At 70.7% G+C, this 26,481-nt stretch carries 28 protein-coding genes; 17 read left to right on the forward strand and 11 right to left on the reverse strand.

Annotated features, from left to right (window positions below):
- Positions 1-60 precede the first annotated feature (60 nt).
- Positions 61-1,041, reverse strand: a complete 981-nt coding sequence (locus tag AC1QRC_RS09350) for an SCO2322 family protein (RefSeq protein WP_484206491.1) — start codon at positions 1,039-1,041, stop codon at positions 61-63.
- A gap of 126 nt (positions 1,042-1,167) precedes the next feature.
- Between AC1QRC_RS09350 and AC1QRC_RS09355 the strand changes: the two genes are divergently transcribed.
- Positions 1,168-1,380 carry a hypothetical protein gene (locus tag AC1QRC_RS09355; RefSeq protein ID WP_484206492.1) on the forward strand — a complete coding sequence of 71 codons (213 nt, stop codon included), beginning with the start codon at positions 1,168-1,170 and terminating at the stop codon, positions 1,378-1,380.
- 16 nt (positions 1,381-1,396) lie between these two features.
- Here AC1QRC_RS09355 and AC1QRC_RS09360 read toward each other — a convergent pair whose 3' ends face one another.
- On the reverse strand, positions 1,397-1,981 hold the full coding sequence (locus AC1QRC_RS09360) for a DUF3043 domain-containing protein (protein WP_484206493.1): 585 nt from the start codon (positions 1,979-1,981) through the stop codon (positions 1,397-1,399).
- A gap of 149 nt (positions 1,982-2,130) precedes the next feature.
- On the opposite strand from AC1QRC_RS09360, the gene AC1QRC_RS09365 reads away from it, so the two are divergent.
- The 10 genes from AC1QRC_RS09365 to AC1QRC_RS09410 all read left to right on the forward strand — a co-directional run bounded on the left by AC1QRC_RS09365 (position 2,131) and on the right by AC1QRC_RS09410 (position 12,308).
- Complete coding sequence (locus tag AC1QRC_RS09365; RefSeq protein ID WP_484206605.1) at positions 2,131-3,429, forward strand: M20/M25/M40 family metallo-hydrolase; 1,299 nt, start codon at positions 2,131-2,133, stop codon at positions 3,427-3,429.
- Positions 3,429-4,442, forward strand: coding sequence for a glutathione S-transferase family protein (locus AC1QRC_RS09370; protein WP_484206494.1), 1,014 nt, complete (start codon positions 3,429-3,431; stop codon positions 4,440-4,442). The genes AC1QRC_RS09365 and AC1QRC_RS09370 overlap by 1 nt, the downstream gene beginning before the upstream one ends.
- Positions 4,443-4,568: 126 nt before the next feature.
- Positions 4,569-5,702: a tryptophan--tRNA ligase gene (gene trpS, locus AC1QRC_RS09375; protein ID WP_484206495.1), complete on the forward strand. Its 1,134-nt coding sequence runs from the start codon at positions 4,569-4,571 to the stop codon at positions 5,700-5,702.
- Between the two features lie 13 nt (positions 5,703-5,715).
- Complete coding sequence (locus AC1QRC_RS09380) at positions 5,716-6,828, forward strand: glycerate kinase (RefSeq protein WP_484206496.1); 1,113 nt, start codon at positions 5,716-5,718, stop codon at positions 6,826-6,828.
- Positions 6,829-6,912: 84 nt separating this feature from the next.
- Positions 6,913-7,293 carry a HesB/IscA family protein gene (locus tag AC1QRC_RS09385; RefSeq protein ID WP_484206497.1) on the forward strand — a complete coding sequence of 127 codons (381 nt, stop codon included), beginning with the start codon at positions 6,913-6,915 and terminating at the stop codon, positions 7,291-7,293.
- A gap of 127 nt (positions 7,294-7,420) precedes the next feature.
- Positions 7,421-8,404 (forward strand): carbohydrate kinase family protein, encoded by a 984-nt coding sequence (locus AC1QRC_RS09390; RefSeq protein ID WP_484206498.1) that lies wholly within the window; start codon positions 7,421-7,423, stop codon positions 8,402-8,404.
- 35 nt (positions 8,405-8,439) lie between these two features.
- Positions 8,440-9,117 (forward strand): leucyl/phenylalanyl-tRNA--protein transferase, encoded by a 678-nt coding sequence (aat, locus tag AC1QRC_RS09395; RefSeq protein ID WP_484206499.1) that lies wholly within the window; start codon positions 8,440-8,442, stop codon positions 9,115-9,117.
- 82 nt (positions 9,118-9,199) lie between these two features.
- Positions 9,200-10,099: an aa3-type cytochrome oxidase subunit II gene (ctaC, locus tag AC1QRC_RS09400; protein WP_484206500.1), complete on the forward strand. Its 900-nt coding sequence runs from the start codon at positions 9,200-9,202 to the stop codon at positions 10,097-10,099.
- On the forward strand, positions 10,099-11,892 hold the full coding sequence (ctaD, locus tag AC1QRC_RS09405) for an aa3-type cytochrome oxidase subunit I (protein WP_484206501.1): 1,794 nt from the start codon (positions 10,099-10,101) through the stop codon (positions 11,890-11,892). The genes ctaC and ctaD overlap by 1 nt, the downstream gene beginning before the upstream one ends.
- The gene (locus AC1QRC_RS09410) at positions 11,889-12,308 is read left to right on the forward strand and encodes a cytochrome c oxidase subunit 4 (protein WP_484206502.1); all 420 of its coding nucleotides are present in this window, start codon (positions 11,889-11,891) and stop codon (positions 12,306-12,308) included. The genes ctaD and AC1QRC_RS09410 overlap by 4 nt, the downstream gene beginning before the upstream one ends.
- Before the next feature lie 92 nt (positions 12,309-12,400).
- Here AC1QRC_RS09410 and AC1QRC_RS09415 read toward each other — a convergent pair whose 3' ends face one another.
- Positions 12,401-13,366, reverse strand: coding sequence for a helix-turn-helix transcriptional regulator (locus tag AC1QRC_RS09415; protein ID WP_484206503.1), 966 nt, complete (start codon positions 13,364-13,366; stop codon positions 12,401-12,403).
- Positions 13,367-13,490: 124 nt separating this feature from the next.
- Between AC1QRC_RS09415 and AC1QRC_RS09420 the strand changes: the two genes are divergently transcribed.
- Complete coding sequence (locus AC1QRC_RS09420; protein ID WP_484206504.1) at positions 13,491-13,886, forward strand: RidA family protein; 396 nt, start codon at positions 13,491-13,493, stop codon at positions 13,884-13,886.
- Between the two features lie 157 nt (positions 13,887-14,043).
- Here AC1QRC_RS09420 and AC1QRC_RS09425 read toward each other — a convergent pair whose 3' ends face one another.
- The 5 genes from AC1QRC_RS09425 to ctaE all read right to left on the reverse strand — a co-directional run bounded on the left by AC1QRC_RS09425 (position 14,044) and on the right by ctaE (position 18,810).
- Entirely contained in the window at positions 14,044-14,385 is a 342-nt protein-coding gene (locus AC1QRC_RS09425; protein WP_484206606.1) for a metallopeptidase family protein, read from the reverse strand.
- A 124-nt stretch (positions 14,386-14,509) separates the two neighbouring features.
- Entirely contained in the window at positions 14,510-16,273 is a 1,764-nt protein-coding gene (gene qcrB, locus AC1QRC_RS09430) for a cytochrome bc1 complex cytochrome b subunit (protein ID WP_484206505.1), read from the reverse strand.
- Complete coding sequence (gene qcrA, locus AC1QRC_RS09435) at positions 16,273-17,331, reverse strand: cytochrome bc1 complex Rieske iron-sulfur subunit (protein ID WP_484206506.1); 1,059 nt, start codon at positions 17,329-17,331, stop codon at positions 16,273-16,275. The genes qcrB and qcrA overlap by 1 nt, the downstream gene beginning before the upstream one ends.
- Before the next feature lies 1 nt (position 17,332).
- Positions 17,333-18,130, reverse strand: coding sequence for a cytochrome bc1 complex diheme cytochrome c subunit (qcrC, locus tag AC1QRC_RS09440; protein ID WP_484206507.1), 798 nt, complete (start codon positions 18,128-18,130; stop codon positions 17,333-17,335).
- 11 nt (positions 18,131-18,141) lie between these two features.
- Positions 18,142-18,810 carry an aa3-type cytochrome oxidase subunit III gene (ctaE, locus tag AC1QRC_RS09445; protein ID WP_484206508.1) on the reverse strand — a complete coding sequence of 223 codons (669 nt, stop codon included), beginning with the start codon at positions 18,808-18,810 and terminating at the stop codon, positions 18,142-18,144.
- 79 nt (positions 18,811-18,889) lie between these two features.
- Here ctaE and AC1QRC_RS09450 point away from each other — a divergent pair, with 79 nt between their 5' ends.
- Together AC1QRC_RS09450 and trpD are read left to right on the forward strand one after the other, a co-directional pair.
- Positions 18,890-19,306, forward strand: a complete 417-nt coding sequence (locus tag AC1QRC_RS09450) for a response regulator (protein WP_484206509.1) — start codon at positions 18,890-18,892, stop codon at positions 19,304-19,306.
- Positions 19,303-20,370, forward strand: coding sequence for an anthranilate phosphoribosyltransferase (gene trpD / locus AC1QRC_RS09455; protein ID WP_484206510.1), 1,068 nt, complete (start codon positions 19,303-19,305; stop codon positions 20,368-20,370). Before AC1QRC_RS09450 ends, trpD begins: the two co-directional genes overlap by 4 nt.
- 65 nt (positions 20,371-20,435) lie before the next feature.
- Here the strand turns inward: trpD and AC1QRC_RS09460 are convergent, their stop codons facing one another.
- Both AC1QRC_RS09460 and AC1QRC_RS09465 read right to left on the reverse strand, forming a co-directional pair.
- Positions 20,436-20,723 carry an Lrp/AsnC family transcriptional regulator gene (locus AC1QRC_RS09460; protein ID WP_484206511.1) on the reverse strand — a complete coding sequence of 96 codons (288 nt, stop codon included), beginning with the start codon at positions 20,721-20,723 and terminating at the stop codon, positions 20,436-20,438.
- Positions 20,720-22,525 (reverse strand): DEDD exonuclease domain-containing protein, encoded by a 1,806-nt coding sequence (locus tag AC1QRC_RS09465; protein ID WP_484206512.1) that lies wholly within the window; start codon positions 22,523-22,525, stop codon positions 20,720-20,722. Before AC1QRC_RS09465 ends, AC1QRC_RS09460 begins: the two co-directional genes overlap by 4 nt.
- A 163-nt stretch (positions 22,526-22,688) precedes the next feature.
- On the opposite strand from AC1QRC_RS09465, the gene AC1QRC_RS09470 reads away from it, so the two are divergent.
- On the forward strand, positions 22,689-22,967 hold the full coding sequence (locus AC1QRC_RS09470) for a hypothetical protein (RefSeq protein ID WP_484206513.1): 279 nt from the start codon (positions 22,689-22,691) through the stop codon (positions 22,965-22,967).
- A gap of 35 nt (positions 22,968-23,002) precedes the next feature.
- A complete protein-coding gene (locus AC1QRC_RS09475; RefSeq protein WP_484206514.1) occupies positions 23,003-23,884 on the forward strand; it encodes a peptidase MA family metallohydrolase in 882 nt (293 codons plus the stop codon).
- A 45-nt stretch (positions 23,885-23,929) separates the two neighbouring features.
- Here AC1QRC_RS09475 and AC1QRC_RS09480 read toward each other — a convergent pair whose 3' ends face one another.
- Positions 23,930-25,732, reverse strand: coding sequence for an AMP-dependent synthetase/ligase (locus AC1QRC_RS09480; protein ID WP_484206515.1), 1,803 nt, complete (start codon positions 25,730-25,732; stop codon positions 23,930-23,932).
- A gap of 103 nt (positions 25,733-25,835) precedes the next feature.
- On the opposite strand from AC1QRC_RS09480, the gene AC1QRC_RS09485 reads away from it, so the two are divergent.
- Complete coding sequence (locus AC1QRC_RS09485; protein ID WP_484206516.1) at positions 25,836-26,441, forward strand: hypothetical protein; 606 nt, start codon at positions 25,836-25,838, stop codon at positions 26,439-26,441.
- Positions 26,442-26,481: the final 40 nt, after the last annotated feature.

Consider the following 26,481-nt stretch of genomic DNA (forward strand, 5'->3'; position numbering starts at 1 on the left):
CTGGTCGTGACGGAACGGTCGTCCCAGAGTAGGTGACGCCGGGCTGCGGGGGAGATCCGCTCAGATGTCCTGGTCGATCCCGGCGTCGCGCTCCTGGTCCCGACGGCGGGTCGCGCCGACCACGGCACCCAGGAGTGCCCCGATCACGACCAGGCCGATCAGCAGCCAGCCCCAGATCGGCATACCGCCGCCGTCCTCGTCGGCGACGTCCTGGGTCGGGCCGTCCACGTCCTCGCCGGGATCACCCGCCGTGTCCGCCGTCTCCGTGGAGTCCTCGGCCGCGGCGTCCTCGCCTGCGTCCTCGCCGGCGTCCTCGGACTCCTCCGTCCCCGTCGTCTCCTCGGCAGCGCCGTCGGTGCCGGTGTCCTCCGCGTCGGTCTCCTCCGCGGCACCGTCCTCCTCGTCCTCGGTGGCCGGGTCGGTCTCCTCGGCACCGTCGTCGGACCCGCCTACGGGGTCCGCCACGGCGATCTCGACCGGCTCGTCGGCGGCGAGCTGCTCCTCGCTCGGCTCGGCGACCTCGTCACCACAGCCCTGGGTCGGGTACCCACCGAGCCCGCAGATCAGTCCGGACGCGGGGTCGGTGCGGACGTCCTCGACCAGCAGGGTGACCAGTTGCTGGCCGGAGAGGTTCTCCGCCCCCGTGACGCAGGCGGCGGTGGGCTCAGGGGGAGTCTCGCCCTCGGGGGCGTCCACGTCGCGGCCGAAGTCCACGACGACCGCCACGCGCTTGTCGCCGTCACCTGCTTCGGGGGCCTCCCCGCAGACGTCGTCGAAGGACGGCGCCGCGCGGGGGAACCTCGTGTCGTCGTCCGCGGCCACCGCGAACCGCCACCCCTCGACGGAGCCGTCCTCGGGCACGGCGGTCCCCGCACCCTCGGAGGCGAAGGCCCACTCGCCGTCGGTCAGCTGGTAGTAGCCCCAGAACTGGTAGCCGGCGGCATGGGCCGCGACGGGGGCCACGATGGCTGTGACCAGGCCGATGAAGGCTGCGGCCAGGAAGGCCGCGGGGCCGCGGCGGCGGGTGGAGGGAGTCGACACGGGTTCTCCTCGGGGTCGGTCCGGGCGGGGCCGGAGGCGTCGGTCCTCGTGTGAGACCGACCCTAGGGCACCGGGCCTGCCCCGGTCGGTCGGCGGCAGGGCGTGCCCGGCGCTACCGTGGGCGTCATGAGCCGTGTCTTCACCTGGACCTACTGTGACGCGACGGGTCAGCCGATCCCTGACCTGGGGTTGAGCGGGGCGGCGTTCCCCACCCGGGCCGAGGCCGAGGCCTGGCTGGCCGAGGAGTGGAGCACCCTCGCCGACGCGGGCGTGGGGGCGGTGTCGCTGATGGAGCGAGACGAGGTCGTCTACGGCCCGATGAGCCTCAGCGCCGAGTAGGGACTGGAGGAGGGGCTCAGGAGCGGCGGGTGACCGGTTCGCCGCGCTTGACCTGGGGGCGGGGGACCCGGGACATCCGCATCTGGAAGGCGCGGAGCACCACGTAGGAGGCCGACCCCTTGGGCGGCTCCTCCCCGAACACCTCGTGCACCCGCTTCTTGGTCCGCTTCCACAGCAGGACCGAGTCCAGGATGCCGATGAGGATCATCCCGTAGGCGGCGCCGAACACCCCGAGCCGGGCCCAGGGCTGGTTGATCAGCGACAGCGCCAGGATGATCAGCATCAGCGGGAGCAGGAACTCCCCGATGTTCCACCGGGTGTCGACGGAGTCGCGCAGGAACCGCTTGATCGGGCCGCGGTCGCGGGAGCCCAGGTAGCGCTCGTCCCCCCGGAGCATGCCCTCGCGGGCGCGGGCCCTGGCCTCCCGGGCCTTGGCCTTCTGCTCGGCGGTGTTGGCCTTCGCGCCCCCCACCAACGGCCGTCGGTTGGCCGCCTCCTGCTCCCGCCGTTTCGGGGTCGGGCGGTTCTTGGCCCCGGGGCGTGGGGCCTCCTCCGGCTGGGGGTCGGCGGGGACGGTGGCGGGCTTCTTGCGCGAGAACACGGACCCACTGTATGACGAGAGACGGGCTGCTCCTTCCCTCCGGCCCCGAGGTGCTGGGTAGGGTCGGTGGGGTGACCCCGCCGAACCCAGCCGACCCTGCCGCACTCGCGGATCGCCACGCCCAGCTCACCGCGCGGGTCCGTGACCTGATGCCCGCCGTCCGCGACGACCTGGAGACCCTGACCCGGATCCCGTCGGTGTCTCTGGACTCCTTCGACCAGCGGCACGTCGACGACAGCGCCGCCGCGGTCGCCGACCTCCTCGCCGCCGAGGGGATGCAGGTCCGTGTCGTGCGGGAGGGCGGCAGGCCGGCGGTGATCGGCCATCTGCCCGGCCCCGAGGGTGCCCCCACCGTGCTGCTCTACGCACACCACGACGTCCAGCCTCCCGGCGACGACGCGGACTGGGACACCGCGCCGTTCGAGCCGACCGAGCGAGACGGCCGGGTCTACGCGCGCGGCATCGCCGACGACAAGGCCGGAGTGATGGCTCACGTCGCCGCGCTGCGGGCCCACGGCGGCCGCCCGCCGGTGGGCGTCACCGTCTTCGTCGAGGGTGAGGAGGAGGTCGGGTCCGCCAGCCTGGCCACCATCCTGGACCGGCACGGCGCGGACCTGCGGGCCGACGCCATCGTGCTGGCCGACTCCCACAACTGGAAGATCGGGATCCCCTCGCTGACGACCACGCTGCGGGGCCTGGTCCGGGTGGTCGTCGAGGTCAAGGCGCTGGAGCACGGGGTGCACTCCGGGATGTACGGCGGTGCCGTCCCCGACGGCCTGACTGCCCTGGCCCGGCTGCTGGCCACCCTGCACGACGAGGACGGCAACGTGGCGGTCGAGGGGCTGCAGACGTCTGAGGCCGCCGACCTCGACTACTCCGAGGAGGACCTGCGGGCCGACTCCGGCCTCGCCGAGGGCGTCCAGCCGATCGGCAGCGGCTCCCTGTTGTCCCGGCTGTGGACCCGCCCGTCGATGACCGTGATCGGGATCGACGCCCCGTCGGTCGCCAAGGCGGCCAACCTGCTGACGCCGGTCGGCCGGGCCAAGCTGTCGATGCGGATCCACCCCGCGGAGGTGCCGGACACGGCATACGCGCTGTTGAAGCAGCACCTCGAGGACCACGCCCCGTGGGGCTGTCAGGTGACCGTCACCCTGGATGACGACGGCGCCGGCTTCGCCGCCGACGCCCGGGGGCCGGTCTACGAGCAGGCGCGGGCCGCCTTCGAGGACGCCTGGGGGGTGCCGCCGGTCGACATCGGGGTGGGCGGCTCCATCCCGTTCGTGGCGGCGTTCGCCGAGAAGTTCCCCGACGCGGCGATCCTGGTGACCGGCGTGGAGGACCCGGACACGCGGGCGCACGCGGCCAACGAGAGTCTGCACCTGGGTGAGTTCGAGCGGGTCTGCGTCGCCGAGACCCTGCTGCTGGAGCGACTCGGGACGGAGCAGTGATGGCCGAGAAGAAGCAGGGCGCCTACGTGGAGGACGACTTCCGGCGCGACACCCGCTACATCCCCACCCGGATCACCGCAGACGGGCAGCCGGACGGGTTCGCGGTCGAGGCGGGGCGCTACCGCCTCGTGGTGAGCCGTGCCTGCCCCTGGGCCAACCGCACCGTGATCTCGCGTCGGCTGTTGGGGCTCGAGGGCGTGATCTCGATGGGGATCTGCGGCCCCATCCACGACGCCGACAGCTGGACCTTCGACCTGGACCCCGGCGGAGTGGACCCGGTCCTGGGCATACCGCGGCTGAAGGACGCCTACGAGGCGCGGCCGGACGGCTACAAGCCGGGGGTGACGGTGCCCGCCATCGTGGACACCACCACCGGCCAGGTGGTGACCAACGACTTCCGCCAGATCACCGAGGACTTCGCCACCCAGTGGCGCGCCCACCACCGGGAGGGTGCGCCGGACCTCTACCCCGAGCACCTGCGGGCGGAGATCGACGAGGTGCAGCAACTGGTCTACGACGACGTCAACAATGGGGTCTATCGCTGCGGCTTTGCGGGCAAGCAGGAGTCCTACGAGCGGGCCTACGACCGGCTGTTCGCCCGATTGGACTGGTTGGCGGAGCGGCTCGCCGGGCAGCGCTACCTGGTGGGCGACACGATCACCGAGGCGGACATCCGGCTGTTCACCACGCTGGCCCGGTTCGACGCCGTCTACCACGGCCACTTCAAGTGCAACCGCTCCAAGCTCTCCGAGATGCCGGTCCTGTGGGCCTATGCCCGCGACCTGTTCCAGACGCCGGGCTTCGGCGACACCACGGACTTCGACCAGATCAAGGCGCACTACTACGGCACGCACCTGGACATCAACCCGACCGGGGTGATCCCGAAGGGCCCCGACGTCGCCAACTGGCTGACGCCGCACGGTCGGGAGGAGCTGGGAGGTCGGCCGTTCGGTGACGGCACCCCGCCCGGCCCGCCGCCGGAGGCCGAGCGGGTATTACCATCGGTGCCATGACTTCGGTGTGCAGCTGGTGGCCGTCGACCCGACGGCACTGACGCACACCCCGCACAAGGCCGTCCCGTGGGCGGCCTTGACCTGTGTCCGGGCACCGCGCAGACCTCGGGCGGCAGAAAGGCAGAGATGACCACTGACACCGACCTGACCGCCGGCGCCGAGTCGGCCGAGGACGCGCTCGCCGGGTCGACCTCCGGCGCCTCCCTGGCGCGCACGGCCGCACGCTCGGCGGAGATCGAGCGCGAGATCGACACCGACCCGTCCGGGTTCCGCGTGCTGACGGGGGACCGCCCCACCGGCCACCTGCACCTGGGCCACTACTTCGGCACGCTGCGCAACCGGGTGCTGCTGCAACGCAAGGGAGTCGAGACCTTCATCCTGGTGGCCGACTACCAGGTCATCACCGACCGGGACGGGGTCGGACCCCTCCGGGAGCGGGTGCTCTCCCTGGTCGCGGACTACCTGGCCGTCGGCCTGGATCCGGAGGCCACGACGATCTTCACCCACTCCTCCGTGCCGGCGCTGAACCAGCTGATGCTGCCGTTCCTGTCCCTGGTGACCGACTCCGAGCTCCGGCGCAATCCCACCGTCAAGGCCGAGTTCGACGCGACGGGGGGCCGCCCGATGTCGGGGTTGCTGCTCACCTACCCGGTGCACCAGGCGGCGGACATCCTGTTCTGCAAGGCCAACCTGGTCCCGGTCGGCAAGGACCAGCTGCCCCACCTGGAGCAGGCCCGGGTCATCGCCCGCCGGTTCGACGAGCGCTACGGCCGGGCCGTCGCCGACACTCCCGTCTTCCGGGCGCCCGAGGCCCTGCTGTCCGGGGCCGCGAACCTGCTCGGCACCGACGGCCAGAAGATGAGCAAGTCCAAGGGCAACACCATCGAGCTGGGCATGGATGCCGACACCACGGCGCGCATCCTGAAGAAGGCCGTCACCGACGCCGACCGCCACATCACCTACGACCCTGACACCCGGCCCGAGGTCTCCAACCTCGTGCTGCTGGCCGCCCTGGCCGTCGACCGGGACCCGGTGGAGGTCGCCGCCGAGGTGGGCGACGGTGGTGGCGGGACGCTGAAGAAGGTCGTCACCGAGGCCGTCAACGAGCATTTCGCCCCGATCCGTGCCCGGCGCGCCGAGCTGGTCGCGGACGAGGCCTACCTGCGTGAGGTGCTGGCCCGCGGCAACGCCCGGGCGCAGCAGATCGCCGAGGAGACGCTCGACGAGGTCCGCACGGCCATGCAGATGCAGTACGCCTGAGGGGAGCGAACCGATGCGGGTGGTCCTGGCCACCGGTCCGTATGCCGAGGTGCCGGGGGTCGCGCAGGCCGCGCAGCGGCTCGCGTCCGGCTGGCGGGCGCAGGCCCCGCACGACCAGGTGCTGACCTGTCCGCTGTCGGACGGTGGCACCGGGTTCCTCGACGCGCTCGCCCACGGCCTGGACCTGGAGCCGGCACCGCTGGTGGTCACCGGTCCCGCGGGGGAGCCCGTCCCGGCCCAGCTGCTGGTCGCCGAGCTGGACGGGCGGCGCACCGCCTACCTGGAGGCCGGGCAGGCCGCCGGACGGCACCTCGTGGGGGAGCAGGCGCTTGCCGACCCCTCGGCGCTGACCAGCCGCGGCGTGGGGGAGGTGGTCGCCGCGGCGCTGGAGGCGGGCGCCGGGCGGATCGTGCTGGGCGTGGGGGACCTGGCCAGCCACGACGGCGGCCGCGGCATGCTGGAGGCGCTCGGTGCGGGCGAGGACCTCGCCGGGCTGCCGGCCCTCCGGGACCGGCTCGCCGCCACCACGCTGGTGCTCGCCGCCGCGGTCGACCTCCCGCTGCTCGGGTTCCACGGGGCCAGTGCGGCGCTGGGTGCCGAGCACGGCGTGGCCGCGCCGGTGAGCCAGTCCCTGGAGGAGCGGATGGGCCGACTGACCGACCTGGTCGGCCGGGTGCTCCCGCAGCGGCGCGAGCTCCTCTCCGGCACCCGGATCAGGCCGGAGCGGGCCTCCGGGTCCGGCAGCGGCGGGGGAGTCGGCTGGGCGGCGCTCCTGCTCGGGGCCACCCACGTGCCGGGCGCCCGGTTCGTGATGGAGGAGCTCGGCCTGCCCGACCACCTCCCCGGTGCCCTCGTCGTCACCGGGGGCACGGCATACGACTGGCGCAGCGTGCGGGACGGCGTCATCCCCGAGGTCGCCAGGGCAGCCCTGGAGGTGGCGTCCCCGACCGTCGTCCTCGCCGAACGGGTCCACGTCGGTCGCCGCGAGGGGATGGCGTTGGGCGTGTCGGGCAGTTACGCGCCGGCCGAGGGGGAGGACCTGGCCGCCCTGGCGAGGCGGGTGGCCCGCACCTGGTCCCCGCCACCCGCACCACCGGGTCCCCGCGGGACCACGCCGGAGGCGTAGCCTGGAGACCAGAGACGGAACAAACGCCGCCGTACCCGGCGTTTGACCCCCCGAGAGCAGCACCACCGACAGGAAGAGACAGCGATGAGCCTCCAGGACACGCAGGGCACCAGCCCGGCCGGCACCGAGACCACGCCGGCGCACGGTGTCGTCCTCACCGACGTCGCCGCCGACAAGGTCAAGAGCCTGCTGGAGCAGGAGGGCCGGGACGACCTGCGGCTGCGCATCGGCGTGCAGCCCGGCGGGTGTTCCGGCTTGATCTACCAGCTCTACTTCGACGAGCGCACCCTCGACGGTGACCTGGTCGAGGAGTTCGGTGGCGTCGAGGTCGTCGTCGACCGGATGAGCGCCCCCTACCTGGACGGCGCCACCATCGACTTCGCCGACACCATCGAGAAGCAGGGCTTCACCATCGACAACCCGAACGCCGGCAGTTCCTGCGCCTGCGGCGACAGCTTCAGCTGAGCAACCCCGGCCGCCCAGCCCAGCGCGGCCCCACCGGACACCCCGACGGTGACCGGTCCGGACCTCACCGGACCGTGACCACGGTCGGGGTGTTCGTCGTCTCCGGCCGGCGCGATAGGTTGCGGGCGTGAAGATCGCTGTCTGCGGGTCCATTGCGACCGACCACCTGATGACCTACCAGGGTCGGTTCACCGACTCCCTGGTCCCCGAGGCGCTGGACAAGATCTCGCTGTCCTTCCTGGTCGAGGACCTGGAAGTGCGACGCGGGGGCATCGGCGCCAACATCAGCTTCGGGATGGCCAAGCTCGGCCACCGGCCCCTGCTCGTGGGCTCCGTCGGAGAGGACTTCGGCGGCTACCGGTCGTGGCTGGAACGCCACGGCGTCGACTGCCAGCACGTCCACGTCTCGGAGACCCGGCACACGGCACGCTTCGTGTGCACCACCGACACGGAGATGGCGCAGATCGCCACTTTCTACGCCGGCGCGATGAGCGAGGCGCGCGAGATCGAGCTCGGGCCCATCGTGGAGGCCGAGGGCGGTCTGGACCTGGTGGTCGTCAGCCCCGACGACCCGGACGCGATGCTCCGGCACGCCGCAGAGTGCCGGACCCGGGGGCTGCCGTTCGTGTCCGACCCCTCCCAGCAGCTGGCGTTCATGAGCGGTGAGCCGATCCGCCGGCTGATCGAGGGCGCCCGCTATCTGGTCACCAACGAGTACGAGGCCGCCCTCACTGAGCAGAAGACCGGGTGGTCGGCGGAGGACATCCTCGACCGGGTCACCTACCGGGTCATCACCCACGGCAAGGACGGTGCGTCCATCCACGCCAAGGGGCAGGAGCCGGTGCACGTCCCGATCGCCAAGCCGGTCCAGCGGGTCGACCCCACGGGGGTCGGCGACGCCTTCCGCGCCGGGTTCCTCGCCGGTCTGGCGTGGGATCTCGGGCACGAGCGCTGCGCCCAGATCGGGTCGATGCTCGCCGGCTGCGTGCTGGAGACCGTCGGCACCCAGGAGTACGACTTCACCCGCGCCGAGTTCCTTGACAGGTTCGCCACCGCCTACGGGGGAGACGCGGCCGACGAGGTCGCCCCACACCTCGGCGTCACCGGCTGACCGGGCGCGACCCCGACCCTGCGAGAGCCGCCCGTATGCCGATCGAGCCGCCGCCGACCCCGTGGCAGCTGAGCGTCGCCGACATGACACCGGGGGAGGACCTGGCCGGGGTCGGGGCGGACCTGGAGCCGGGCACGATCCTCGCGGCGTACCGGGTCGGGCTGTTCCCGATGGGCCTGGGGGAGGGTGGGGGCGCCCCCATGGGCTGGTGGTCGCCGGACCCCAGGGGGATCCTGCTGCCGGGCGACCTGCACGTCAGCAGGTCCCTCCGGCGCTCGCTGCGACGATTCGAGGTCCGCGTCGACACCGCGTTCGACCGCGTCGTGGAGGCCTGCGCGGACCCGACCCGGGACGGGCGGTGGATCACGCCCGCGATCGCCACGGCATACGGACGCCTGCACCGTCTGGGGTGGGCGCACTCGGTCGAGACGTGGCGTGACGGGGAACTGGTCGGGGGGCTCTACGGGTTGTCGGTGAACGGCCTCTTCGCGGGGGAGTCGATGTTCCACGCGGTGTCCGACGCCTCGAAGGCGGCGCTGGTGGGCCTGGTGGACCTGCTCGGCGAGCCCGGCGGGCCCGGGAAGCCCCGGTGGATGGTCGACGTCCAGTGGCGGACCGACCACCTGGCCACGCTCGGGGTGCGGGCGGTCACGCGCGAGCGCTATCTGGAGCTCCTGGAAGGTGTGCTGCAAGAGCCCGGCCCCCGGCTCTGAACGGTCCACGACGCGGTGCCACCCTGGCCACACGGGGCACACCGGACGGGGTAGAGTTCCCGTGTGATGACCAGGCTTGACTGTGAGGTGCGCGTTGCGACGTCGAATTGAGCCCAGACCACGCGCGGGAGCGCGTAGGAGCACGCTGGCCCTCACGGCGCTGGCCGCAACCCTGCTGTTGTCCGGGTGTGGTGCCGAGTTCCAGCGCGGCTACATGCCTGAGCCGGTCACCGAGATGGGCCCGAGGATCATCAGCTTCTGGAACTGGACCTGGATCGCCGCCCTCGCTGTCGGCGTGCTCGTGTGGGGTCTGACGCTCTGGTGCATCGTGGCCTACCGCCGCCGCAAGGACGACGACGGCGAGCTGCCCACCCAGATCCGGTACAACGTGCCGCTGGAGATCCTCTACACCGTGGTCCCCGTGATCATGGTGGGCGTGCTGTTCGGCAAGACCGTCGAGCTGCAGAACGACATGTTGGACACCGACCAGCCCGCCGACGTCACCGTGAACGTGGTCGGCAAGAAGTGGTCCTGGGACTTCAACTACGTGGAGGAGAACGTCTACGTCGCGGGCACCCAGGCGATCGACCTGCGCAAGGGCGAGGAGGGGCTCCCGGACACGCTGCCCCGCCTGGTGCTGCCGGTGGACGCCCGGGTGGAATTCGTGCTCACCTCGCGCGACGTCATCCACTCCTTCTGGGTGCCGCAGTTCCTGACCAAGATGGACATGCTGCCCGGCCAGGTCAACACCTTCCAGGTGGTGACCAGCGAGGAGGGCGAGTTCATGGGCAAGTGCGCCGAGCTCTGCGGCGCCTACCACTCCGAGATGCTGTTCATGGTCGACGTGGTCTCCCAGTCGGAGTATGAGCAGCACATCGCTGACCTGGCCGCCGCCGGCAACACCGGGCAGCTCGACAACACGCTCAACCAGTACGACTTCCACCACGGCCAGGAGCTCGACTACGAGGAGGGCACGGACTGATGGCGATCGTCACCGGCGACCGTCCGGACACACGCCCGGCGGGCCAGTCCGCCGCCCCCCGACGCAACCTCGGGCAGTTGTTCGTCAAGGTCATCACGACCACCGACCACAAGGTGATCGGCAACCTCTACTTCGTCACCTCGGTCATCTTCTTCATGCTCGGCGGCCTGATGGCCCTGGTCATCCGGGCCGAGCTGTTCACGCCGGGGCTCTCCGTCGTGGACAACCCCGAGCAGTTCAACCAGATGTTCACCATGCACGGCACGATCATGCTGTTGCTGTTCGCGACCCCGCTGTTCGCCGGGTTCGCCAACGCGCTGATGCCGCTGCAGATCGGTGCCCCGGACGTGTCGTTCCCGCGGCTGAACATGTTCGCCTACTGGCTCTACCTGTTCGGCGGGCTCATCGTGATGGGGAGCTTCCTGACTCCCGGCGGTGCCGCCTCCTTCGGCTGGTTCGCCTACCAGCCGCTGGCCGGTGCGCTGCACAGCCCGGGACTCGGCGGTGACCTGTGGGTGATGGGTCTGGCGCTCAGCGGGTTCGGCACCATCCTCGGTGCTGTGAACTTCGTGACCACGATCGTGTGCATGCGCGCCCCGGGCATGACGATGTTCCGGATGCCGATGTTCACCTGGACCGTCCTGATTACCTCGATCCTGGTGATCATGGTCTTCCCGGTCTTGGCCGCCGCCCTGTTCGGGATGGCCGCCGACCGCATCGTGGGGGCGCACATCTTCGACCCGGAGCACGCCGGGGCGATGCTGTGGCAGCACCTGTTCTGGTTCTTCGGGCACCCCGAGGTCTACATCATCGCCCTGCCGTTCTTCGGCCTGATCTCCGAGATCATCCCGGCGTTCAGCCGCAAGCCGCTGTTCGGCTACAAGACGATGGTCTTCGCCGTGGTCGCGATCGCGGCCCTGTCGGTGTCGGTCTGGGCGCACCACATGTATGCCACCGGTGCGGTGCTGCTGGAGTTCTTCGCGATCATGACGATGCTCATTGCCGTCCCGACCGGGCTGAAGTTCTTCAACTGGGTCGGCACCATGTGGCGGGGCAAGTTGACCTTCGAGACGCCGATGCTGTGGTCGTTGGGCTTCCTGGTCACGTTCCTGTTCGGCGGACTCACCGGCGTCATCCTGGCCAGCCCCGTCCTGGACTTCCACGTCACCGACTCCTACTTCGTCGTGGCGCACTTCCACTACGTGGTGTTCGGCACCGTGGTGTTCGCGATGTTCGCCGGCTTCTACTTCTGGTGGCCCAAGTTCACCGGGCACATGCTCAGCGAGACCTGGGGCAAGCTGCACTTCTGGATGCTCTTCTTCGGCTTCCACGGCACCTTCCTGATCCAGCACTGGCTGGGTGTCATCGGCATGCCGCGGCGCTACCCGGACTACATGCCGGAGGACGGGTTCACCTGGATGAACCAGGTGTCCACCGTGTCCGCGTTCCTGCTGGCCGCCTCGATGCTGCCCTTCCTGTATGCCGTGTGGCTGAGCTTCCGCACACCCAAGGTCGAGGTGGATGACCCCTGGGGCTACGGGGGCTCCCTGGAGTGGGCCACCTCGTGCCCACCGCCGCGCCACAACTTCGACCACATCCCGCGGATCCGTTCCGAACGGCCCGCCTTCGACCTGCACCACCCTGCGGTCGCCACGATGGAGTCCCCGGAGCCGGACAAGGGCGTGCTGGAGGGCCTCCTCGGCGGCCCCGACACCGACCCCCGGGGACGGGTGGGCACGACTGGAGGCGACGCCTCGGACACGCGCGACGAGACGGAGGGTGAGCAGCGGTGAAGACCAAGACCCTGTCAGCCGAGTTCAAGACCTTCGCCTACCTGATCCCGTTCTTCATCGTCGTCGCGATCATCTACGGCTACTTCACCAACCCGATGGAGTGGGTGGGGGTCGTGGGGCTGGCCCTGACGGCCTGCCTGTGCGCGTTCATCGCGGGGTTCATCCTGCTGGTCGCCCGCAAGATCGACGACCGCCCGGAGGACAACGAGCTCGGAGAGATCTCCGACGCTGCCACCGACAACTACGGCTTCTTCAGCCCGCACTCGTGGTGGCCGCTGTGGCTCGCCCTCTCTGGTGCGCTGCTCTTCCTCGGGGTTGCCGTCGGGTGGTGGCTCGTCATCATCGCCTCCCCGTTCGCGGCCTGGGCGACCGTGGGCTGGGTCTTCGAGTACTTCCGGGGCGAGAAGGCCGTCTGAGTCCCTACGCCTCCTCTGACCCCCCGGGCCGGTGGACCAGTAACAAGGACCTACTCGGTGGACTGACCGAAGGCGTTAGGCAGGACGGCTAGTCAGGATCGATATCGCGCCGTCAATGTCTCGGCACGCTCGTACATCGCATCGCGGACGGATTCTGGCGCTAGGACTTCGGCGTCCGCATCAAGCCGCCAAACCGCCCACACCGCGTGGCGCAGGTCTTCGAACGTCACGTCGAGGCGGATCCAATCATCCGGCTCCGGTTCCTCGGCCCGGACAGCTCTGGCATTCTCCAGCAGTTCCTCACGACGTGACGCCTTAATGCGGATGACGACGGGGAGGTGGTTCTCGGAGAGGAACTGTGCGGTGCGCTCGGCCCAGATGTGGTCGAGATCGACCTGCGCGGGGCGTTGCGCCGGTTCGGGGAGCGCTTCGGCGCTGAGCATCCGAGACAGACGGTAAGTCCGGTCGTCTCCGGACCTCGTCGCCAGCAGGTAGGTGCGCCCGCGGACGGTGACCAGGCCAATTGGATCGACGGTTCGACGACTCGGTTCTTGACCAGGTGCCGCGTAGTTGCATCGCAGCCGGCGGCCGGTGAGCACCGCGGCTCGGACCTCGTTCATGACGCCGTCGGCCAGGTCTTCGGTGGGGGCGTTGCGAGAGAGTAGGTCGGTCTCCGGCTCCACCAGGAACCGCTTGGCCGCATCGCCGAGGCTCATCTGGTGCCCCTCGGGCAGCGCGTCGACGACCTTGCGCATCGCCGAGGCTAGCGGTGCGCTGAGGCCGAAGACCTTCTCGCCGCGGTCTGATCCGGCGGTGAGCAGCGCGAGTGCCTCGTCGTGGTTCAGCCCGGTCAGTTCGGTGCGGAAGCCTGGAAGGAGCGAGTAGCCGCCGTGTCGACCACGGTCCGCGTAAACGGGGACGCCCGCAGTCGAGAGGGCGTCGATGTCGCGCAGCACGGTGCGCGTGGACACGTCGAGGTGACTGGCCAGCTGGTCGGCGGTCATTTGGCCTCGCTGGCGCAGCAGCAGCACCAGCGAGACCAGTCGGTCTGCTCGCATTCACCCATCTTTACCAGAAATCACGACACAAGGTGTCGTGATTCGTCGGCAGGCTAGTAGTGCAGCGTCGAGGACGGCGGCCACGGGGCGGCCGGGCGCTGCGGAACGAATGAACGGAGCCGCAATGGAACGCACGGCAGTAAATCCGGTGACGTGGTCACAGGAGATGGGCTTCAACCAGGGCGAGGTCATCTCAGGGGAGACACGGACGCTGTACATCTCGGGACAGACAGCTATGAGCAAAGATGGTCGGCCCCAGCACGACGGGGACGTCGAGGCCCAACTGGCGCTGGCCGTGGCGAACCTCGAGGCCGTACTCGCCGAGGCCGGCATGTCGCTGGCGAACCTGGTCCGCCTCAACGTCTACACCACTGACGTGGACGCGATGTTCCCGCACTACGGCGTGCTCGCCGGGAAGCTCGGGGCGGCAGGCGTCGCCCCGACTACCACGATGCTCGGCGTCACCCGCCTGGCGATCCCCGGCCAGATGGTCGAGCTCGAAGGAACCGCCGTCGCATAACGCATCCCCCTGTTACAACTCATCTCGGACGGTCAGCAGGGTAGCCCTGCTGGCCAGTGCGTGAGCCTGAGTCTGGAGTTCGGTGGCGTCGCGCGCCCTTGCGTGGTGTGCCCGGCGACGCTGAGCCCGTGCTGAGCCACGGCGGTCAGTGCCGGGGTCAGCCCCAGCCGAGGGCGTGCAAGCGGTCTTCCTCGATGCCGAAGTGGTGGGCGATCTCGTGAACCACGGTGACGGCCACCTCGTCGATGACCTCCTGACGGTCCTGGCACATCCGCAGTGTGGGGCCACGGAAGATCGTGATCCGGTCCGGCATGGTCCCGCCCCAGGAGAGATCACGCTCGGTCAGGGGAGTGCCGTCATACACCCCGAGCAGTTCGGGGTCGTCCTCCGGCGGCTCGTCCTCGACGAAGAACACGACGTTGTCGAGCAGGTCCATCAGGACGGGCGGGACCTGGTCGAGCGCGTCGCCGACGGCCTCCTCGAACTCCTCCCGCGTCATGGTCAGCGGGTCGTCCGGGTCGTGCCCCTCGGCGCTCCCGTGGCGATGCTCCTCGGGGGGCACCGGTGCAGCAGGGAGCCCGGGGTCGCCACCGTCAGCGGGGACCCCGGGCTCGCCGGACTGCTCAGTGATGCGGACCCGACTCCAGGGCCTCGGCGCGCTCCTGCTCGGTGCTGCCCTCGGTCAGCGCCTCGCTCTCGCCATGGTGGTGCGCCGCGGCGACCTCGGCCGGGGTGGGGGGCTCGACCCGGTCCTTGAAGTAGAAGTCCGACAGGGCGCGCCGCGCCTTGTAGAGGACGCTGCGCGGCTGGCGGACGCCACGCTCGTCCGCGTCGGCGCCCTCGGTCTCCGACAGCGGCCGCAGCGCCTCGTGCTGCACCAGGTGCCAGCGGTCGTAGTCGGGCAGCGGCTCCTCCGCCTCGTAGAACTTGCCGTCGGCGGTCCGCACGATGCGGCCCGTCTCCACGCCGTGGGTGACCAGGTCGCGGTCGGCCCGCTGCAGTGACAGGCACAGCCGCTTGGTGACCATGAAGACCACGATCGGCAGCAGGAAGAAGGCGATCCGGAACGCGATCGTGATGTCGTTGATCGACAGCCCGAGCTTGATCGCCAGGATGTCGTTGATCGTGGCCAGAGCCAGGACCATGTACACCGAGATGGCGGCGGCGCCGATCGCGGTCCGCACCGGGGCGTTGCGGGGCCGGTCCAGCAGGTGGTGCTCCCGCTTGTCGCCGGTAACCCACGCCTCCAGGAACGGGTAGGCGCCCAGGATGATCCACACCAACGGGAGCAGGAGCAGGGAGCCCAGGAAGATGTTGAAGCTCCAGGTGAAGCCCCACAGCTCGAACTCCAGCCAGCCCGGCAGCAGGCGCAGCGCGCCGTCGGAGAACCACATGTAGAAGTCGGGCTGCGACCCTGCGGTGACCTGTGTCGGGTCGTACGGACCGTAGACCCAGACGGCGTTGATGGTGACCAGCGCCGAGATGAGCGCCACGACACCGAAGACGATGAAGAAGAAGCCTCCGGCCTTGGCCAGGTACACCGGCATGAAGGGGAACCCGACGACGTTGTCGTTGGTCCGGCCCGGTCCGGGGAACTGGGTGTGCTTGTGCACCATCACCAGAATGATGTGGGCGGTGAACAGCCCCACCAGCAGCGCGGGGAGCAGCAGCACGTGGACGATGAAGAGGCGGGGGATGATCAGCTCACCCGGGAACTCGCCGCCGAACACGAAGAACGTCATGTAGGACCCGATGACCGGGGCCGACTGCATGAAGCCGTTCATCGCCCGGATGCCGGTGCCGGAGAGCAGGTCGTCCGGCAGGGAGTAGCCGGCGAAACCCTCGATGCAGGCCAGCAGCGAGAGCACGGCGCCGATCACCCAGTTGATCTCGCGCGGCTTGCGGAAGGCGCCGGTGAAGAACACCCGGGCGACGTGCAGCGCGATGCCCACGATGAACAGCAACGCCGCCCAGTGGTGCATCTGGCGGATCAGCAGGCCGCCCTTGACCTCGAAGGAGATGTCCAGCGTCGACTTGTACGCCTCGCTCATCCCCACGCCCTGCAACGGCACGAAGGAGCCCTCGTAGGTGACGTGACCCATGCTCGGGATGAACCAGAAGGTCAGGAACGTCCCGGTGATCAGGCAGATGATCAGGGAGTACATGGCGATCTCGCCCAGGAGGAAGGACCAGTGGTCCGGGAAGACCTTGCGCATCATGTAGCGCATGCCCTTGGCGGCACCGAGCCGTTCGTCCGCCCAGACCAGCGGCGGCGGGAACTTCGCGTCGGCGGCGTACTCGCTGGTGGTGTCGGTGTGCTCAGAGGCGGCCGGAGCGTCGTCCCCGCGCAGCCCCGATGCGCCCTGCGGCACGTGTGTGGTGCTCATCAGCCACGCTCCCAGAAGCTCGGGCCGACCGGCTCGTCGAATCCGTCGGCGGCGACGAGGTAGCCCTCGTCGTCGATGGTGATCGGCAACTGCGGCAGCGGCCGCTTGGCCGGACCGAAGATCACCTTGCAGTCATCCGTCATGTCGAAGGTCGACTGGTGGCACGGGCACAGCAGGTGGTGGGTCTGCTGTTCGTAGAGCGCAACCGGGCAGCCGACGTGGGTGCAGATCTTGGAGTAGGCCACGATGCCCTCGTAGCCCCAGTCACGCTGCTTGGTGCTCTTGATGTCGCTGGGGTTGAGGCGGACCAGGATGACCGAGTCCTTCGCCTTGGCCGTCATCAGCACGTCGGGGGCCAGGTCGTGCTCGGCCTCACCGACAAAGCCCTCCGGCATTACGTGGAAGACCGAGCCCTGGGTGACGTGCTCGGGGCGGATGGGGGTGCCCGACGGGTCGATCATCAGGCGTAGCCCCCGCTGCCAGTTGGTGATGGACAGCTTGTTGCCGGGCAACGGGCCGAGCCCGCCGGCGACCTGCAACGCCAGGGGGAGTGCGAACAGGCTCAGCGCACCGCCGGCGCTCAGCAGCAGCAGCGGTCGCCGGTTCAGCTGGGCGCTGCGGAAGCCGCGGGACAGCTCCTGGGCGGTCTCCAGCCGGGTCTGCTCGTCGGAGGCCTGGACGTGGCGCTCCTCGACCACCTCGACGTCGGACATCAGCACCTTGGCCCAGTGGCCGGCGCCGAGGCCGATCCCGAGCAGGGAGACCGCCAGGGTGAGACCGAGCCCGAGGTGGTAGACGTCCATCTCGCCGATGCCGACGACCCAGCCGCGCTGGCCCGCGGGCACGAAGAAGTAGACGACGATGAAGCCCAGGGTGCCCAGCATGGACAGGCCGAACAGCGTGGCCACCTGCCGCTCAGCGCGCTTGGCGGCCTTCGGGTCCGTGTCGGCACGGCGCGGGATGTGTGGGGGGAGCCCGGGGTTCTCAAACCGCTCCGGGAGGGCCGAGGCCTCGTCTGCGCCGCCGTGTGGGCGCAGTTCCTGTGACGTGTCGCTCACGTTAGGCAGCCTTCCGTCCGAGCCAGACCGCCAGGCCGATCATCAGACCGGCGCCGATCGTCCAGATGAACAAGGCATCCCCGGCCGGGCCCAGCGAACCGAGGCTGTGGCCCCCGAAGGAGGTGCCGCCCTCCTCGATGTCCTTCAGGAAGGCGATCACGTGCTCCTTCTCCTGCGGGGTGATGTTGTAGTCGTTGAAGACCGGCATCGACTGGGGGCCGGTCAGCATGGCTTCGTAGATGTGGGTCGGCTCGATCCCCATCAGGCTCGGGGCGTACTTGCCCCGGGTCAGGGCGCCGCCGGCGCCGGAGGAGTTGTGGCACATCGCGCAGTTGGTCCGGAAGATGCGCCCACCCTCGGCGATGTCGGCGTTCTCCAGGTCGAGGTACTCCTCGTCCGGCAGGCCCGGGCCGGGGCCCAGGGAGGCGACGAAGGCCACCAACTGGGCGGTCTCCTCGTCGGTGAAGTGGTTCCTCTTGGGCGGCGCCTGCACTCCGGGGGCCGCCATCGGCATACGGCCGGTGCCGACCTGGAAGTTCACGGCGGCGGCGCCCACGCCCACCAGCGACGGACCCGCGGGGGGCTTGCCCTCACCGTTGGTGCCGTGGCAGGAGGCACAGTTGGCCAGGAAGAGTGCCTTGCCGGCCTCGACGTCATCCTGCGCGGTGGTCGCACTGGGCACGGGCTCGGGGGCGCTCGGCCGCACCACGGCATACGCGGTCCCGGTCATCGTCAGCCCCAGCAGGAGCAGCACCAGCACGGCGAGCGGGCTGCGGCGGCGGGCGGTGATCTTCTTCACGGTCCGAGTCCTCACTTCACCACGTAGATCGTCAGGAACAGGGCGATCCACACGACATCGACGAAGTGCCAGTAGTAGGACACCACGATCGCGCCGGTCTCCTGTGCATGGGTGTACCGCTTCGCCGTGAAGCTGCGCCCGATGATCAGCAGGAATGCCAGCAGCCCGCCGGTCACGTGGAGTCCGTGGAAGCCGGTGGTCATGTAGAAGACAGAGCCGTAGGCGTCGGAGGCGAGGGTGACACCCTCACGCACCAGCTCGGCGTACTCCCAGACCTGGCCGGCGACGAAGACCGCGCCGAAGATGTAGGTGAGCACGAACCACTCGCGCATCCCCCAGGTGCCGATCTGCCACAGCCGACCGGTGCGGGCGGGCTTGCGCTCCTCGGCCTTGAAGACTCCCATCTGGCACCACACCGAGGAGATCACCAGGATCGAGGTGTTGGTGAGCGCGAACGGGAAGTTCAGCATCTCCGTCCGCTCCGCCCACAGGTCGGGGGAGACCGCGCGGATCGTGAAGTACATCGCGAAGAGGCCAGCGAAGAACATGATCTCGCTGCCCAACCACACGATGGTGCCCACCGCGGTCATGTTCGGACGTGAGACCGGTCCGTGCCCGAGGTGCGCACCCGCGGTCGCGGGCTCTGCTGTCGCTGCTGGAGTACTCGCCACGTCGGCCATTATGTCCTAAAGCCAAGTCCGGCGGGCACCGACCCTCCGGATGATTCGGCTGGCCACCGGGCCTGGGTACGATCGGGGCATGACCGCCTCCACGACGGCCGACCAGGCCTCCGGTGTTCGCCGGATCTCCGTGCTGCTGTACAGCGACGACCGCGCCACGCGCGACGCCGTCCGGCTGGGTGTCGGAAGCACCCCGAGCAAGGAGGTGTATGTCGAGCGCTGGCTCGAGTGCGCCACCGCTCCCGCCGTCCAGCAGGCGGTCCGGGAGGGCGACTTCGACGTGCTCGTGCTGGACGGTGAGGCGCGGCCGTACGGGGGGCTCGGGCTGTGCCGCGAGCTGAAGAACGAGGTGTACGACTGCCCGCCGGTGCTCGTGCTCACCGGCCGCCCCGATGATGGGTGGCTGGCCGCGTGGTCCCAGGCCGAGGCCGTGGTCCCGCACCCGCTGGACCCGGCGGCCCTGGCCGCTGCCGTCGCCCGGCTCGCACCCCGGTGAGCGGGCAGCCGGCCACGACCTGGCCGGACGTGCTGACCCGCCTGCTGGACGGGGCCGACCTCTCCACGGCGGACGCGTCGTGGGCGATGGATCAGGTGATGCGTGGCGAGGCCTCACCCACGCAGTTGTCGGCGCTCCTGGTGGCGCTGCGTGCCAAGGGGGAGTCGGTCGCAGAGATGCGCGGCCTGGCGGACATGATGCTGGCCCACGCGCTGCGTTTCGAGGTGGATGGTCCGGCGCTCGACATCGTCGGCACCGGCGGGGACCGTGCCCACACCGTGAACATCTCCACCATGTCCTCGATCGTGGCGGCGGGGGCAGACGTGCCCGTGGTCAAGCACGGCAACCGGGCGGCGTCGTCCAAGTCGGGCTCCGCCGACGTGCTGGAGGCTCTCGGGGTGCGCCTGGACCTGTCGGCCGAGGCGGTGGAGGCCGTGTTCGCCGACTGCGGCATCACCTTCTGCTTCGCGCAGACCTTCCACCCGTCCATGCGGCACGCCGGTGTGGTCCGCCGCGAGCTCGGGATCGCGACCGCCTTCAACTTCCTGGGCCCGCTCACCAACCCGGCCCAGCCCCGCTATGCCGCGATCGGCGTCGCCCACGCCCGGATGGCCCCGTTGCTGGCCGGGGTGCTGGCAGACCGGGGGCAGACGGCGGTGGTCTTCCGGGGGGATGACGGGTTGGACGAGATCACCACGGCGACGACCACCACCCTCTGGTGGGTCGAGGGCGGTCAGGTCGCAGAGTTCACCCTCGAGCCCGAACGGCTGGGTCTGGCCCACCACCCGGTCGAGGACCTGAGGGGTGCCGACGCCGAGCACAACGCCGGCGTCGCACGTGCCCTCCTGTCCGGCGAGACCGGTGCGGTCCGTGACGCGGTGCTGCTCAACGCCGGGACCGCGCTGGCCGTGGTGCAGGCGGGGGAGTCCGGCGGCACCCCGACATCAGGGGAGGAGCTGCACGCCGTCGTGCGCGCCGGGATGGACCGTGCCGCCGCGTCGATCGACAGCGGCGCCGCCTCCCGCGCGCTGCAGGCGTGGGTGGCCGCCAGCAGCAACCACTGACCCCGCGTCGCCGGCCACGGTCGTCGCCGGGCCACGGGCGTCGCCGGCCCACGGTCGGGTCGCGATCAGTCGCCGTCCTCCAGGCCGAGCGCGAAGCCGGCCTCCAGGTCCTCGCTGGAGTAGGTGCGGAACGCGATGTGGGTGCTCGTCTCGAGCACGCCGGGCACCTTGTTGAGCTGGTCGGCGATGACCTCGTGGAAGTCCTCGTGTCGGGACACGCGGGCGACGGCGATCAGGTCGATCTCACCGGTGACCGAGTACACCTCGCTGATCCCGTCGATGGCCACGATCTGCGCGGCGACCTCGGGGATGCGGGCGACGTCGGCCTTGATCATCACGATGGCGGAAATCACGGGCCCACCCTAGCGGGGCGGTCGACGGCGCCCTCGCGCAGCGCACCCGGTGGACGTTCCAGCGGGCGCCCTCCGGCGAGAGCCGCCTGCTCGCCCTCCCGGTCGAACCCGCCCCAGGTGCGGGCCACCGGCTCCAGCTCGGCTCGGGTGCGTCCGGCACCGCCGACCGGGCAGGTCCAGCAACCACCCTGGAGGTCGACCAGCCGGGTGCCCGGGGTCTCCAGCCAGCGCAGGATCTGCTCGGTCTCCTCCGGGAAGGCGGCGGGGGCGGGGCCCAGCGGCGCCGGGACCACCTCGGCGGTCTCCCGCAGCGCGGCGATGAACGGCATCGGGTCGGCGCCGCGGGGGGTGATGGTCGTGCCGGCCAGCCGGCCGTAGCGCACGCACACGATCTCCCACCCGCCGGCCTCGCTGCGCCGGGCGGCCACGAGCTCCGGGGTGGCAGCCAGCGGCGCCATGCGCTGGCTGCGGGCCGCGGCCCGGACCAGGGCGAGCATCCGGTCGCGCAGCGCCCGGGCGTCCTCGTAGCGCTCCTGCTCCGAGAGGACCTCCAGGCGCTTGCGGAGCGCCGTGAGGACCTCGCTGCCGTCGCCGACCAGGACCTGGGCGGCCCGACGCGCCACCTCGGCGTAGTCGGAGACGTCCTGGTCGCCGGTGCAGGGCGCCCCGCAGCGCCCCATCTCGGCCAGGACGCAGGCGCTGGCGCCCGGTGTCGTCGACAGGCGCTGGGTGCACTGGCGCAGCGGCACCACCTCGTGGACGGCGGTGATCGCCTGCTCGGCGGCCTTGCGGGACCCAAACGGCCCGGCGTACTGGGCGCCGTCGTCCTTGACCTGGCGCACGATGCTGAGCCGGGGGAACGGCTCCACCGTCAGCTTGACCCACTGGGCCCTCTCAGGCTGCCGGGACCGCCGGTTGTAGCGCGGCTTGTGCTCGGCGATCAGTCGCAGCTCCCGCACCTGGGCCTCCAGCCGGGTGGCGCAGACGATCGGGGTGATCGACTCGGCGATGCCGACCATCTCGGCCATCCGGCGGCGGGTCTCCGAGGCGGTGAAGTAGCTGCGGGTGCGGCGGCGGATGTCGGTGGCGGTGCCGACGTAGAGCGGCTCACCGCGCCGGTCCTTGAAGACGTAGACGCCGGGGGCCGACGGCATGGCGTCGGCCAGGAACCGCTTGCGCCGCTGTGCCGGGGTCACCCGGCTGGAGTAGCTCTGCAACTCCTCCAGGGTGTGCACCCCCAGGTTGCCCACCCGCTCGATGAGCCCGTGCAGCACGTCCACCGTGGCCCGGGCGTCCTGCAGGGCGCGGTGGTTGGGCACCGTCTGCGCGCCGAACAGGGTCGCCAGGCTGGACAACTTGTGGTTGGGCGCCTCGTCGCGGTGCACCAGTTGGCGGGCCAGACGGACCGTGTCGATGACCGGGAAGCCGGGCCAGGGGTGGCCGGTGCGGGCGGCAGCCCCCTTGAGGAAGGAGACGTCGAACCCGGCGTTGTGGGCCACCAGGACCGACCCCGCGGCGAACTCCAGGAAGGAGGGGAGCACCGACTCGATCCGCGGTGCTCCGGCGACCATCTGGTTGCTGATGCCGGTGAGCACGGTGATGAACGGGGGAATCGGGGCGCTGGGTCGCACCAGGGTCTGGAACTCGCCCAGGACCTCGCCCCCGCGCACCTTCACCGCGCCCACCTCGGTGATGTCGCACTCGGCCGAGGAACCCCCCGTGGTCTCCAGGTCGACGACGACGAAGGTGACGTCGGACAGGGCCAGCCCCAGGTCCTCGAACGTCTCCTGCACCATCTGCATGCCCCGACCGTAGGACGAGGCTCTGACAGAGCCGCGCCGACAGGCCGCGCCCGCCAGGATCGAGGGGCATCGCCGGTCTCCCTAGAACAGGTGTGTCAGACCCCGTCCCTACCGTCGGTCCCGCAAGGTCAGAGGACGTCAGGACCACGGAGGTGAGGATCAGATGACGACGATCGACTGCGACACCTGCCCGGTGCGCGGGCGGCACTGCGGTGACTGCTTCGTGCCGGTGCTGGGCAGGATCTGGATGGCGGAGGAGGTGACGCACCGCGGTGCGCCGGCCGGACGACCCCCGACCGTCCCGGACGGGCCCGTTCCCCTGGACCGCGCCGAGATGGTGGCCGTGGGTGCCTTCGTCCGGTCCGGGCTGCTCTCGCCCCGGGCCGCGGAGAAGCTGCGGGCGGTGCCGGACGGGGAGGGTGCGCTGGCCCGGATCGGCTGACCGGCTCGCCGCCCGGCGGCGCGTAGGCTCGGTCTATGGCCGCCGGTCCTCGTGCTCATGGCCGCAACTCCGGTGTCGTGCTCGCGGGTGTGGTGCTCGCGGGTGTGGTGCTCGGCGGCTGTATGCCGGATGGCGGCACCGTGGGTGAGCGCACCCAGACCGACCAGTCGGACACTGGCCCCTCCCGGGCCGACCACTCCAGTTCCGCCCACACCAGTTCCAACAGGTCCCCGGACCAGGTGGTGGTGCTCAGTGGAGCGGGGGCGGACCGGGCCGAGGAGTACCAGGCCCTGACCCGGGAGGCCTTGGCCCGGGTGGAGGACCTCTGGGGCGCCGACGCCGTCGCACGCCCGGTGCGGCTCGTGCTCCCGGCCGATGGTGCGGCCTTCGCCGCCCTGACTGGGCACGACCCCGCGGAGGCCGAGGTGCCGGCCAGCACCGTCGGCTCGGGGGCGGCGGCCCGGGTGGTGGTGCATCCGGACGCATGGGACCGGCTGACCGCCGACGGGCGCCTGGCCGTGATCACCCACGAGGTCACCCACCTGGCGATGCAGGGGGACGGGCCGGTCCCGCAGTGGCTGGGGGAGGGACTGGCCGAGTACACCGCCCACCGTGCGACCGCGATGTCCCCGGTGGAGATCGCGGGATCGGCGCTGGACGGGGTGCGGGACGGTGACCTCCCCACGACATGGCCGGGTCCCGCGGCCGCCGGACCGGGACGGTGGGACGACTACGCCCTGGCCTGGTTGGCGTGCCTGTTCATCGCCGAGACGTACTCCGAGGAGGACCTCCTCGCGCTCTACCACGCGGTGGCCGACGGGCAGCCCTGGGACGAGGCGGTCGTGACCGTCCTCGGGGAGGAGGATGCGGCGCTGCGTGCGGACTGGAGGTCGTGGCTGACCGAGCTCGTGTCCTAACGTGCCTCGTGTCCTGCCGAGCCTGACCGGTCCGGTGCCCGGCCCTCAGCCGCCCTGGGTGTAGAGCTCCTCGATCTGCTCGGCGAAGTCCTCGGTCACCGCCCCGCGGCGCAGCTTCTGCGACGGGGTGAGGTAGCCGTTCGCCTCGGTGAAGTCGACCGGGAGCACGCTGAAGCGGCGGATCGACTCGGCCCGGCTGACCGACTGGTTCGCGGAGTCGACGGCCTCCTGGATGGCCGCGAGCACCGTCTCGTGGCTGCGGGCCTGCTCCACGGAGACGTCCTCCAGCCCGTGGTTCGCCGCCCAGATGGGCCACATCTCCTCATCCAGAGTGACCAGGGCCCCCACGAACGGGCGGGCCTCGCCGACCACCATGCACTGCCCCACCAGGGCGTGCGCCCGGAGGCGGTCCTCCAGCGGCGCGGGGGAGACGTTCTTGCCCGCGGCCGTGACCAGCAACTCCTTGCTGCGCCCCGTGATGCGCAGGAAGCCGTCGTCGTCCAACTCGCCCAGGTCACCGGTGCGGAACCATCCGTCCTGGAAGGCCGCGTCGGTGGCCTCGGGGTTGTTGACGTAGCCCGAGAAGACGTTGCAGCCCCGGATCAGGATCTCGCCCTCGTCGGAGATGCGCACGTCGACGCCCGGCAGCGGCCTCCCGACGGTGCCGATCTTGACCTGCTCGGGGGTGTTCACCCCCACGGGCGCCGTCGTCTCGGTGAGCCCGTAGCCCTCCAGGATGGTCAGGCCGATGCCGCGGAAGAAGTGCCCGAGGCGTTCGCCCAGGGCGGCACCGCCGGAAATGGCGTACTGCACCTGCCCGCCCATGGCCTCACGCAACTTGCCGTAGACCAGCTTGTCGAGGGCGGCGTGCTGGAGCCTGAGCGCCACGCCGGGCCCCCCGGTGTCCTGGGCGCGGCTCCACTCCTGGGCCACGACGGCGGCCCGGGCAAAGATCCTGGCCTTGGCGGCCCCGCCGGCCGTGGCCTTCTGCTCTGCGGAGTTGTACACCTTCTCGAAGACGCGGGGGACCGCCAGCAGGAAGGTCGGCCGGAACGAGGCGAGGTCCTCCAGGAGGGTCTTCACATCCGGGCTGTGACCCATGCGGGCGCCCGCGGCCACGACGGCCACCTGGATGAACCGGGCGAAGACGTGCGCGAGCGGCAGGAAGAGGAGGGTGGTGGCGCCCTCGCGGTTGAGCACCTGGTCCAGCCGCTCGATGGCGTTCTCGGCCAGGGCCATGAAGTTGTCGTGGGTCAGGGAGCACCCCTTGGGGCGCCCGGTGGTGCCCGAGGTGTAGATGATCGTGGCAACGGCGGTCCGGTCGACCTGGCCCCGGCGGGCGTCGAGGTCCTCGTCACCCACCTCGGAGCCCGCTGCGGAGATCTCGTCCAGGGCGCCACCGTCGATCTGCCACACGTCCCGCAGGTCCGGCAGGCCCTCCCGGATGCCGGACACCAGGGCCATGTGGTCGGCGTTCTCGACCACGACGGCGACGGCGCCGGAGTCCTGGAGGATCCACGCGACCTGCTCGGCGGAGGAGGTTTCGTAGATGGGGACCGGCACCGCCCCGGCGGTCCACAGGGCGAAGTCGGTGAGTGTCCACTCATAGCGCGTGCGGGACATCACCCCGACGCGGTCACCGACCTCGACGCCGGCGGCCACCAGCCCCTTGGCCAGCCGCCGCACCTGCTCGGTGAACTCGGTGGCGGTCACGTCCTGCCACGCGCCGCCCTCGTTCCGGGCGAACAGCACGCGGGAGGGCTCCCGCTCGGCCCACCCGTGGGGCAGGTCGGACAGGTTCCCGTGGGTGGTCGGCTGGACCAACGGCGGGACAGAGATCTCCTGCATGAACGGTTCCTCCTGGCGGCGACGCTGGCGGGGCACACTGGCGAGCAACTCTAACCATGGGTGCGACCGGTGCCCCGGGGCGGTCGGCCCCTACGATCGGCGGATGGTGTCCTCTGGCCCGGAGTGGACAGTGTTGCTGCTCGGCGGCGCCAGCGGCGTCGGCAAGTCGCGGCTTGCCCAGCCGCTCGCTGCCCGGCTGGGGGTCCCGTTGACCGCGGTCGACGACATCCAACTGGCGCTGGAGAGCGTGACGACGCCGGAGCAGCACCCTCTGCTGCACTATTGGCGGACCCACTTCGGGGAGTGGGAGTCCTGGAGCGAGAAGCAGCGCGTCGCGCACCAGGCGCGCGTCTGCCGCGAGGTGTACCACCCGGTGCTGCGGGCGGTGATCGCCGACCACCTGGAGACACACAACCGGCTGATCCTGGAAGGCGACCACTTCCTCCCGGAACTGGCCACGTGCACGACATACGGGGATCAGCCCCAGGGCGGTCGGGTGAGGAGTCTGTTCGTGTCCGAGCCCGAGGAGGGTCAGTTGGTGGCCAACTACGGCTCGCGGGAAGGAAGCACACAGGAGGGCCGCGCCCGCCTCAGCGCACGCTACGACGCGTTCCTGCGCGATGAGTGCGCCCGGCACGGTGTGCCGGTCGTCCGGGCGCGGCCGTGGCACACCGTCGTGGATCGGGCGCTCGTCACGCTGGCTGAGTGACCGGCGGCCCGCACGCGGCATTGCCACCGGGCCGCGGCGG

Source organism: Ornithinicoccus sp. (assembly GCF_057176825.1).